The sequence below is a fragment of the Flavobacterium sp. genome, from assembly GCF_020217025.1.
Classification (GTDB): domain Bacteria; phylum Bacteroidota; class Bacteroidia; order Flavobacteriales; family Flavobacteriaceae; genus Flavobacterium.
This window is the reverse complement of record NZ_JAIWOF010000131.1, coordinates 1-10,000: the sequence shown is the minus strand read 5'-3', so window position 1 is coordinate 10,000 and position 10,000 is coordinate 1. Positions and strand designations below refer to the sequence as shown.

Genomic DNA, 10,000 nt, shown 5'->3' with positions numbered 1-10,000 from the left:
AAAATCGTCCGTTACCTTCTGGTCGTATTACCAAACAAAATGCTTTTATTTTAGGTTGCGTTTTAACTGTTTTAGGATTAGCTATTTTATACAATGTAAATCCTAAAACCGCTATGTTTGGCGCGATTTCGATTTTCATGTATGTGAGTTTGTATACGCCATTAAAAACGTTAACGCCGCTTTCTGTTTTTGTTGGTGCTTTTCCTGGCGCTATTCCGTTTATGTTAGGTTGGGTAGCTGCAACAGGTCACTTTGGAATTGAAGCGGGAACTTTATTTATTATTCAATTCTTTTGGCAATTTCCACACTTTTGGGCAATCGGTTGGTTTTTATACGACGATTACAAAAAAGCGGGTTTCTTTATGTTGCCAACAGGAGAACGCGATAAAAAAACAGCTTTACAAACGATTTTATATACGATTTGGATGATTTTAGCCTCGATAATTCCAGTTTTTGGTTTTACCGGAAATTTGATTTTATCGAAAACTGCAGCGGTAATCGTATTTTTATTAGGATTGTGGATGTTGTTTTATGCGGTACAATTGCATAAACAAATGGATGCAAAAGCGGCAAGAAAATTAATGATTGTTAGTGTTTCGTATATTTCGTTGTTGCAAATAATATATGTTATAGATAAATTTTTACGATAGTTATGGAAAATAGAATGACTTTGGAAGAAGAACAAGCTCGCAAAGGCAGAACGTACAAAATGTTGTTGTGGTTTGGAATGATTAGCATCTGTATGATTTTCGCTGGACTAACAAGTGCCTATGTAGTAAGTAAATCAAGACCAGATTGGTTGAAAGATTTTGTATTGCCTTCTGCATTTGTAATCAGTACAGTAGCTATGTTAGTAAGTAGTTTTACTTTTTACTTAGCTTTACAAGCAACAAAAAAAGACAACAGAAATAGTGCTTCAATGTTTTTATTGATTACTTTAGCACTTGGAATCGCGTTCATAGTATTACAATTTAAAGGATTTGGACAAGTAATCGATAATGGCTATTTCTTTACAGGAAGTGAAAGTAATGTAACGACTTCATTTTTGTATATTGCTGTTTTGGTACACATTGCTCACCTTTTAGGAGGTATTATTTCGCTTTTAGTAGTAATTTATAATCATTATAAACAAAAATACAATTCGGCTCAAACCCTTGGTATAGAGCTAAGTGCGATGTATTGGCACTTTATGGATTTTATTTGGGTTTATTTGTTTTTATTTTTCTATTTTTTCAAATAGAAAAAAAATAATAAATTTGGGAACTTTTTAACAATTAAAAAATTTATGGGAGCGACAGTTATTACAGACGAACACGCTTTAGACGGAGGTCCAGGACCATTAGGAGCAACCTATGGTAAAATGATGATGTGGTTTTTCATCTTATCAGATGCATTAACTTTTTCTGGTTTCTTAGCCGCGTATGGTTTTTCAAGATTTAAATTCATTGAAACTTGGCCTATCGCCGATGAAGTTTTTAACCACTTTCCATTTTTACATGGTGTAAATGCACCAATGTATTATGTAGCGTTAATGACTTTTATCTTAATTTTCTCTTCTGTAACTATGGTATTAGCTGTAGATGCAGGTCATCACATGAAAAAAACAAAAGTTGCTTTTTACATGTTGTTAACTATTGTAGGTGGTTTTATATTCTTAGGTTCTCAGGCTTGGGAATGGAAAAACTTCATTAAGGGAGAATATGGTGCTGTTGAAACTAAAGGAGGTTCAATCTTACAATTTGTTCAAAAACAAGAAGATGGTACTTTCAAAAGAGTAGCACTAGCTGATTTTGCTACAACATTACCTGAAGCAAGAACACAGCACAAAAGAAATAACGGAGTTTGGTTTATGGATGAAGCTACTTTGCCAACCTATTCTGTTAATGAAGTTGTTGAAGGTTTCAAAGCTGATGAGTCAATTTTAGTTCGTTCTGAATATTTGAATGCTGAAAAACATAAAACAGTTTTATCTAGAGCAGAATCTTTAAAAAGATTAGAAGAAGCTAAATATGTAGTTGAAGGAGCTAACTTAGTTAGAAACGAATACGGTCATAAATTATTTGCAAACTTCTTCTTCTTTATTACAGGTTTCCACGGATTCCACGTATTTACAGGAGTATTGATTAATATCATCATTTTCTTTAATGTGTTATTAGGTACTTACGAGAAAAGAAAAAGTTACGAAATGGTTGAAAAAGTTGGATTGTACTGGCACTTTGTCGATTTAGTGTGGGTATTCGTATTTACTTTCTTCTATTTAGTATAATTATATAATAAAAGTATATCATGGCACACGCACACGAATCAAATACAAAAAGAATTTGGGTAGTTTTTGGAATTCTATCTGTAATTACTATCGTAGAAGTTTTATTCGGTATCTATAAACCAAAAGCATTATATTTCAACAATTTTGCTGGAATGAACATGTTAAACTGGTTATTCATCATCTTAACTATCGTTAAAGCTTATTACATTACATGGGCTTTCATGCACATGGAGGGTGAGAAAAAATGGTTTAGAAGATCTATCGTTTGGACAGTAGTTTTCTTAATCCTTTACCTATCTTTTATTTTATTAGTTGAAGGTAACTACGTTTTTGATGTTTATAAAACAGGTCATTTAAAGTGGATATTTTAACACTTGTTTCTATTATATAATCCCGATTTACATCGGGATTTTTTTTACTTTTGTATGAACAAAATAAGTTTCATATAATGAAAAATAAATTAGTCCTCATTTCACTTTTTATATTGCCTATCGCTATTTATTTAGTTTTTTCAACGGCATCTCATAATTCTCTTTTTTTACCAACAATTTCCAAGAATAATAAAGATATTCCAGCCGATTGGACAAGTTTAGATGGCTCGAAAGAGTCTATGAAAGGTAAGATAACGGTTTTAGGTTTTGTTGGTGATAGTGTTATTGAAAATCGCGGTAACTTTTTTAATTTAAATCAAAAGATTTATAATAAGTACAAAGGCTTCAAAGATTTCCAAATGATAATGGTGGTTCCTTTAGGGAATGAAAAGAAATGCCAACAAATCATAGATGAATTAGCACCAATAACTGGCGATATGAAAGGATGGAGATTTGTTTTTTCAACTCCAGACAAAATTCAAGAATTCTATGATAGCTATAAATTGATAGGAAAATTGGATGAAAACAAAGGAACTCCTGCAGTAATTATCGTAGATAAAGAATTGAATCATCGCGGAAGAAAAGGCAAAAACAAAAAAGGTGAGGAGGAGTACAAAGAAAGTTACAATACTATTTCGGCAGCCGATTTACATAATGAAATGACAGATGATGTTAAAATCATTCTTCGTGAGTATCGTTTGGCGCTTAAGAAGAATAAAAACGAAAGAAAAGATGCTTTCCGTGATAACATCAAAGAGAATATTAAAAAACAAAAGTAATTTTCATGAAGAATAAATCATACATCGGAATTTCATTCATCGTTTTGATTTTCGGAATTTGGGCAGTACCAAAAATCATTGCTAAATTTCAAAAATCAGATTTGGTTGAAATTGGTCCAGTTCCAGCATTCAAATTAAAGAATCAAGACAATAAAACCATTTCGGATAAAGATTATTTGGGTAAAGTATACGTTGTGGAGTTTTTCTTCTCTACTTGTCCTACGATTTGTCCCAAAATGAATGAAAGCATGTTGCAATTGCAAAACGAATTTTATGGGAATCCAAATTTTGGAATTGCTTCTATAACCATTGATCCATCAAATGATACGCCGCAGGTTTTAAAAGAACACGCCAAACTTTTAGGAGTAAAACATTATAATTGGCATTTTTTAACGGGTGACAAAGAATATATTTACAACCTTGCAAACAAAGGCTTTAATTTATATGCTGGTGAAAATAATAAAGTTGCTGGAGGATTTGAACATTCGGGTTTATTCGCTTTAATTGACAAAGACGGAAAAATCAGATGCAGAAAAGACGCACAAGGAAATCCAATTTTATATTACGACGGACTTGATGCTGCTGGAGTTGAAGCAATCAAAGAAGATATTAAAAAATTACTTGAAGAATAATTATGGAAAATAATATAGAAACAAAATATAATAAACTTATTGTTGTTTTATCAGTTGCAATTCCGGCTGTAGTAGCTTTGCTTTTTGGAGTGAATTTGAGAAAATTAGGGTATGATGTAGCACCTCTATCTTTCTTACCTCCAATTTATGCTACTATTAATGGATTAACCGCTGTGGTTTTAGTTACTGCGGTTATCGCTATCAAAAATGGAAACAGAAAATTACATGAGAATTTAATGAAAGTTGCCATTGCTTGTTCAGTAGCTTTCCTTGGAATGTATGTAGCGTATCACATGACTTCTGATTCTACTAAGTTTGGTGGTGAAGGTGTAATTAAATACGTGTATTATTTTATCCTAATAACGCATATTTTATTATCAATTATCATCATTCCTTTAGTTTTAACTACTTATGTAAAAGCGTGGTCACAACAATTTGATAAACATAAAAAAATAGCAAAAATTACATTTCCTATTTGGTTATATGTTGCGGTTACTGGTGTAGTTGTTTATTTAATGATCTCTCCTTATTACGCAAATTAGATGAAAAAGTTTTTATTTGGAATCGTTTTTTTTGTCATCAGCATTTCTGCTCAAGCGCAATGTGCCATGTGTCGTGCTGCACTTGAAAGCGAAGAAGGTGGTGTTAAGGCAGAAGCCGTAAATGATGGAATAGTATATTTAATGGCAATTCCATATATATTAGTTGGGGTTTTAGGCTATGCTATTTATAGATTAAAATACGGTAAGAAAAAAGAGATATAAAAAAAGTCGTTTCATTTGAAACGACTTTTTTGTTTTATTCTAATCCATCCACTTTAATATCCATTTTTCCACTAGTGGTAATAAAAGCAATAATGGCTTTGTCTGTTAATTCAACTTTTTCAAATTCGAAATCATTGATAGTTCCATTTATAAAAACACCTTTCATTGGAGAATAGTTGGTTAAATAAGGTTTTATATTTTGTTTGCCTTCTTCTAAGTTTCCTTTAATCGAATAGCGACAATTGGCTTGTATGCTTTTTAAAACGGTACCGTGCAATAACCAATTGGCCGATTTCATTAAAACGCTTTTTGTATTTAAAACATATTCCATTTGATCAAAATAAATTTCTTTAGTAATAGGATTGTAATTTGGAATTCCCGATAAATAAATCGTACCACTAATACTTCCCAAAACATCTAAAGCAATAATCATTTTGCCATCTTTTTGCCATAAATCTACTTTTTGAACAGTTATTTTTCTGCTTCCAGATGCAAATTCTTGACCTTGGAAATTTTTAGTTACAATTTTACTTGCGCTTTCAAATGTAGAAACCGCCACTACTGAAACAGTTGTGTTGTCCGGAATTTTTTCAACTGGTTTCAATACAATTTTCGAAGCATCAAACCCGCTTTTTGGCTTTTGTCCCACCATAGTTTGCATATTGCATTTTAATCCCATGTTCAACATGATTTTAGTTTTGCTGAGTTTGGCTTCGGTAACATATAACTCTAAAGGAACCATTTTAAACCAGGTTTCGTATTGTTCGCTTGTTAAAATAGGATTACTTAATTTGTCTAAAGCGTCTAAAACATGAGGTTTAAAGTCACAGGTTTTGTCAATAGCTTCATCAATTTTTTTCGAAATTTTCGATTTAAATAGGGTCAATGTGGGATTGATGATGTAAGTAATTGGAACGTTTTTTCCAGCTACCAAAATCGTAGGGCTTTCACTCCATTCAAAATCTTCTATTTTAGAAGTAGTAGTAAGTTTCCAATTGGTTAAATGAGTTTTGCTGTCTAAAGTTATGATTCCGTTTAGATTGATTTCACGAGTATCATTTAATCCCATAAAATCAGTTCCGTATTTGAATTTTGCCCAAATTTTAAGAGGAATTTCAGAAATAATATTTCCGTCTTTTTCACTTAGTTTAATTGGAGCTGTTTTCCAGATTTTCATTTCGGTTTTATCATCATTTAAGATAGAATCGTTAAATATTAATCCGGTTACATTTTTATTTAGTTGTTGTTCGAGTTCTTTCAATGTTATTTCAACAGGCATTGAAATAAAAGAAACTTTATTCTTAAAAACTACAGGGTTGTCGTTTGAAGGTGCTGGTTTTATGGCATCAATTTTTTTTGCTGTACCACATGAAATGGTTAGAAGCAAGGTAAAAAGTAAGGCAAAAATTACAAGAAATGTTTTCATAGGAAATCTAATTTTCGATGTAAAAGTAAAATTTTAATTGATATCCTGTAACAAAATATTGAAAAAGAGGTCTTATAAGAAATGAGAATAAAAGCACATAAAATGATAACAAAAAAAATAGTTTTTTTTCTATTGTTGATAGGTTTTCAACTTTCGGCACAGAATAAGAAATGGACTTTAGAGGAGTGCGTAGATTATGCTATTAAGAATAACATTTCGATTAAGCAGTCTGAATTAGATTTAAAAACTTCAGATGTTGAAAAGCTAGAAGCTATTGGTGGTTTTTTACCTACATTGAATGGAAATGCAAATTATAGTATAAATACAGGAGCAAGTATTAACCCAGTTACAAACCAGTTTCAAAATCAAACATTTAAATCGTTTTCAGCTTCTGCAAACTCAAATATAATGTTGTTTAATGGTTTGGCTAATTGGAAAACATTGCAGCGATCTAAACTAAATCAGATAGCAAATAAATATCGTTTAGACAAAATGAAGGATGATATTGCTCTTTCAATTGCAAATTCGTACTTACAAATATTGTTTAATAAAGAACAATTGAAAGTTCAAAAAAATCAAAATTTAGTTACTAAAGAAAATATCAAAAGAACTCAAGAGTTAATAGAAGCAGGTTCACTTCCTGCGGGAGATATATTCGAACTACAAGCTACAGATGCTACTCAAGAACAACAAATTATTAGTACTGAAAATGCACTTTTAATTTCTAAAGTTGCTTTGTGTCAAACTTTATTGTTAGAAGATTATGCTACGTTTGATATTTCAGATGAAGTGATTGATTTGCCAATGTCTAATATAACAAATGAAACTCAGGAGGCTATTTTGGCTAAAGCTAAAGAATCGGTTAAAGATGTGAAAATAGCTTTGTCAAATGTTGATGTTGCTAAAAAAGATGTCTCTATTTCACGTTCTTCTTACTTACCAACATTAACAGGTTTTGTTGGGTATAATACTCGTTGGTCTGAAAGTACACCATTTAATTTTGCAGATCAATTGTCATTATTTGATGGTACAGCTGTTGGTTTACAGTTAAGCGTTCCAATTTTAAATGGATTTGCTACAAGAGGAAGAGTACAACGTGCTAAAATTAATCAAGAGCGTTCAGAATTTCAGCTGAAACAAGCCGAGTTAGATTTAGAGCGAAATGTGTATCAAGCTTATAATGATGTTATTAATGCTAAAAAATCATTTGAAGCAGCTCAAAAAACTTTAGAAGCTAGAAAACAATCGTTCAATTTTTCAAAAGAGCGTTATGAAGTAGGTTTAATGAATTCATTTGATTTTTCTCAATCTACAATAGCTTATGAAAACGCACAATCAGAAGTATTAAGAACTAAATACGATTACATTTTTAGAACCAAAATATTAGAATTCTATTTTGGAATTCCATTAATTAAAAAACAATAATAAAATATAAATACCTAGTCATGTCAAAGAAAACCATATTCATTTTATTAGGAAGTGCAATCGGATTAATCTTGTTATTAGTTGGACTTAAAAAAGGTGGTATAATCGGAAATAACGATGAATCTAAAGTCGTTGAATTATCAAAAGTTGCTCAAACTACAATTGTAGAAACGGTTTCGGCAACAGGGAAAATCCAGCCAGAAATTGAAGTAAAAATATCATCTGAAGTTTCAGGTGAAATCATTGCTTTGCCAATTAAAGAGGGACAACAAGTTAAAAAAGGAGATTTATTAGTAAGAATCAATCCTGATTTATATGAATCTGGAGTGAATCGTTCTGTGGCTTCTATGTCAACTACAAAAGCAGGTTTAAGTCAGGCAGACGCTCAAGTAAAAGAAGCTAAAGCCAATTACGATCGAAACAAAAAATTATTCGAAAAAGGAATCATTTCAAAATCGGAATGGGATAGAATTGTATCGGCTTATGAAGTTGCGGTTGCCAATAAACAATCGGCTTATTACCAAGTACAAAGTGCATCTGCAACAGTAACTGAAGCTAAAGACAACTTAGGAAGAACAACTATTTATGCTCCAGCTGACGGAACAATTTCGTTGTTGAATGTAGAGTTAGGTGAAAGAGTTTTAGGAACGCAGCAAATGGCAGGAACTGAAATTTTAAGAATTGCGAACTTAAACAATATGGAAGTAGAAGTGGATGTTAATGAAAACGATATTGTAAAAGTAAACATTGGTGATTCTGCAAATATTGAAGTTGATGCTTATTTAAAAAGAGAGTTTAAAGGAATTGTTACGAGTATTTCAAATTCAGCAAGTTCTACTTTAACAGCAGATCAGGTTACAAATTTTAAAGTAAAAGTTAGAATTTTAAAAGAATCCTACCAAGATTTATTAGAAGGAAAACCAGATAATTTCTCTCCATTTAGACCAGGAATGACTGCTACAGTTGACATTATTACAAAACGTAAAGAAAACATTGTAGCTGTGCCAATTAGCGCAGTTGTAGTTAAAGATGATACGACTTCGGTTAAGAAAGATGTTGTTGCTGAATTAGATAAAAAAGAGCAAGAACAAAAAGGAACGGCTCCAAAAAGTGATAAAAAATACGAATGTGTTTTTGTAAAAGTTGGAGATAAAGCAAAATTGAGAGTAGTTAAAACAGGAATTCAAGACGACACCAATATTGAAATTATTTCGGGTTTAAAACCGGGTGAAGAAATTATTATTGGACCTTATACAACGGTTTCAAAAGATTTAGTTTCAAATGATAAAGTTCGTGTGGAAACAGAAAAAGATAAAAAAGAGAGTAAGAAATAGATTTCTTATTAGTTAATTTGGGTAGATAAGGCGTAGGAAACTATGCCTTATTTTTTTTACGGGTTTATCTTCTTAACTTTGCAATTCAAAAAACCAAATATGGCTATTATTCTGAATATAGAAACCGCTACTAAAAATTGTTCTGTTGCTTTAGCAAAGGAAGGAAAAACGCTTGCATGCAAAGAAATTGCAGAGCAAAATTTTTCTCATGCCGAAAAATTACACGTTTTTATCGAAGAATTACTGGCTGAAAATAATTTGCAATTTTCTGACTTGAATGCAATTGCGGTAAGTCAAGGTCCGGGTTCATATACGGGTTTGCGTATTGGCGTTTCTTCGGCTAAAGGATTTTGTTATGCATTGAATATTCCAATGATTGCTATTGATACATTGCAACTTTTAGCAAAGCAAATTCAAATTAAAGACGGAATCATCATTCCAATGATTGATGCTCGCAGAATGGAAGTTTTTACGGCTATTTACGATAAAAATCACGAGCAAATCAGAAATACGCAAGCCGAAATTATTGATGAAACTTCATATCAAGAAATTTCAGAAAAAATGCATTTGGTTGGCGATGGAACAGAAAAATTTAAAAATACATTAACCGGTGATAAATTTGAGTTTCATTCTAATGTCATATTTCCATCGGCTATACAAATGAGTGAATTATCGTTTGATAAATACAAAAAAAGCGACTTTGTTGATGTCGCTTATTTTGAACCTTATTATTTGAAAGATTTCGTTTTATCTAAGTAAATAAAATAATTATTCTTTGTGAATTTCTACTTGATGTGGATATGGTATTTCTATACCAATTTGATCAAAAGTCACTTTAGTTTTTTCTAACACTTCTGATTTTACTTTCCAGTAATTTTCATTGCTTGTAAAAGGTCTTACAGCAAAATCAATAGAACTAGTGGCTAAATTATTTATAAATACTACTGCTGCGGGTTCAGGTAATACTTCTGGAATTGATTTTAAAATGTTTTCTAAAGTAGAT

At 31.4% G+C, this 10,000-nt stretch carries 13 protein-coding genes; 11 read left to right on the top strand and 2 right to left on the bottom strand.

The annotated features are described in order from the left end of the window. From LDL23_RS06575 to LDL23_RS06540, 8 genes are all read left to right on the top strand, one after another. Positions 1–650 (top strand): protoheme IX farnesyltransferase (locus LDL23_RS06575; RefSeq protein ID WP_291264994.1); only part of this gene is annotated, 650 nt, incomplete at its 5' end. Between the two features lie 2 nt (positions 651–652). Continuing rightward, complete coding sequence (locus LDL23_RS06570) at positions 653–1,240, top strand: cytochrome c oxidase subunit 3 (RefSeq protein ID WP_291264993.1); 588 nt, start codon at positions 653–655, stop codon at positions 1,238–1,240. A gap of 45 nt (positions 1,241–1,285) precedes the next feature. Beyond that, on the top strand, positions 1,286–2,266 hold the full coding sequence (locus LDL23_RS06565; protein ID WP_291264992.1) for a cytochrome c oxidase subunit 3: 981 nt from the start codon (positions 1,286–1,288) through the stop codon (positions 2,264–2,266). 20 nt (positions 2,267–2,286) lie between these two features. Beyond that, positions 2,287–2,637, top strand: a complete 351-nt coding sequence (locus LDL23_RS06560) for a cytochrome C oxidase subunit IV family protein (RefSeq protein ID WP_291264991.1) — start codon at positions 2,287–2,289, stop codon at positions 2,635–2,637. Positions 2,638–2,714: 77 nt separating this feature from the next. Then, on the top strand, positions 2,715–3,416 hold the full coding sequence (locus tag LDL23_RS06555; protein WP_291264990.1) for a hypothetical protein: 702 nt from the start codon (positions 2,715–2,717) through the stop codon (positions 3,414–3,416). Positions 3,417–3,421: 5 nt separating this feature from the next. Continuing rightward, positions 3,422–4,048, top strand: coding sequence for an SCO family protein (locus LDL23_RS06550; RefSeq protein ID WP_291264989.1), 627 nt, complete (start codon positions 3,422–3,424; stop codon positions 4,046–4,048). Positions 4,049–4,050: 2 nt separating this feature from the next. Next, positions 4,051–4,590 carry a DUF420 domain-containing protein gene (locus LDL23_RS06545; RefSeq protein WP_291264988.1) on the top strand — a complete coding sequence of 180 codons (540 nt, stop codon included), beginning with the start codon at positions 4,051–4,053 and terminating at the stop codon, positions 4,588–4,590. Beyond that, positions 4,591–4,812, top strand: a complete 222-nt coding sequence (locus LDL23_RS06540; protein WP_291109470.1) for a hypothetical protein — start codon at positions 4,591–4,593, stop codon at positions 4,810–4,812. It begins immediately after the preceding gene. A gap of 34 nt (positions 4,813–4,846) precedes the next feature. On the opposite strand, the gene LDL23_RS06535 is transcribed toward LDL23_RS06540, so the two are convergent. Further along, positions 4,847–6,238 carry a DUF4403 family protein gene (locus LDL23_RS06535; RefSeq protein WP_291264987.1) on the bottom strand — a complete coding sequence of 464 codons (1,392 nt, stop codon included), beginning with the start codon at positions 6,236–6,238 and terminating at the stop codon, positions 4,847–4,849. A gap of 102 nt (positions 6,239–6,340) precedes the next feature. Here LDL23_RS06535 and LDL23_RS06530 point away from each other — a divergent pair, with 102 nt between their 5' ends. The 3 genes from LDL23_RS06530 to tsaB all read left to right on the top strand — a co-directional run bounded on the left by LDL23_RS06530 (position 6,341) and on the right by tsaB (position 9,756). After that, a complete protein-coding gene (locus LDL23_RS06530) occupies positions 6,341–7,663 on the top strand; it encodes a TolC family protein (RefSeq protein ID WP_211252186.1) in 1,323 nt (440 codons plus the stop codon). 20 nt (positions 7,664–7,683) lie between these two features. Next, on the top strand, positions 7,684–8,997 hold the full coding sequence (locus LDL23_RS06525; RefSeq protein ID WP_026724337.1) for an efflux RND transporter periplasmic adaptor subunit: 1,314 nt from the start codon (positions 7,684–7,686) through the stop codon (positions 8,995–8,997). Between the two features lie 99 nt (positions 8,998–9,096). Beyond that, positions 9,097–9,756, top strand: a complete 660-nt coding sequence (gene tsaB, locus LDL23_RS06520) for a tRNA (adenosine(37)-N6)-threonylcarbamoyltransferase complex dimerization subunit type 1 TsaB (protein WP_291264986.1) — start codon at positions 9,097–9,099, stop codon at positions 9,754–9,756. 9 nt (positions 9,757–9,765) lie between these two features. Here the strand turns inward: tsaB and LDL23_RS06515 are convergent. Then, positions 9,766–10,000: mechanosensitive ion channel family protein (locus LDL23_RS06515; protein WP_291264985.1), on the bottom strand; the 235-nt coding region annotated here is incomplete at its 5' end.

Bases quoted from the DNA above. Each gene is read 5' to 3' on its own strand.
- LDL23_RS06570 (WP_291264993.1), top strand. From the start codon at position 653: ATGGAAAATAGAATGACTTTGGAAGAAGAACAAGCTCGCAAAGGCAGA.
- LDL23_RS06565 (WP_291264992.1), top strand. From the start codon at position 1,286: ATGGGAGCGACAGTTATTACAGACGAACACGCTTTAGACGGAGGTCCA.
- LDL23_RS06560 (WP_291264991.1), top strand. From the start codon at position 2,287: ATGGCACACGCACACGAATCAAATACAAAAAGAATTTGGGTAGTTTTT.
- LDL23_RS06555 (WP_291264990.1), top strand. From the start codon at position 2,715: ATGAAAAATAAATTAGTCCTCATTTCACTTTTTATATTGCCTATCGCT.
- LDL23_RS06550 (WP_291264989.1), top strand. From the start codon at position 3,422: ATGAAGAATAAATCATACATCGGAATTTCATTCATCGTTTTGATTTTC.
- LDL23_RS06545 (WP_291264988.1), top strand. From the start codon at position 4,051: ATGGAAAATAATATAGAAACAAAATATAATAAACTTATTGTTGTTTTA.
- LDL23_RS06540 (WP_291109470.1), top strand. From the start codon at position 4,591: ATGAAAAAGTTTTTATTTGGAATCGTTTTTTTTGTCATCAGCATTTCT.
- LDL23_RS06535 (WP_291264987.1), bottom strand. From the start codon at position 6,238: ATGAAAACATTTCTTGTAATTTTTGCCTTACTTTTTACCTTGCTTCTA.
- LDL23_RS06530 (WP_211252186.1), top strand. From the start codon at position 6,341: ATGATAACAAAAAAAATAGTTTTTTTTCTATTGTTGATAGGTTTTCAA.
- LDL23_RS06525 (WP_026724337.1), top strand. From the start codon at position 7,684: ATGTCAAAGAAAACCATATTCATTTTATTAGGAAGTGCAATCGGATTA.
- tsaB (WP_291264986.1), top strand. From the start codon at position 9,097: ATGGCTATTATTCTGAATATAGAAACCGCTACTAAAAATTGTTCTGTT.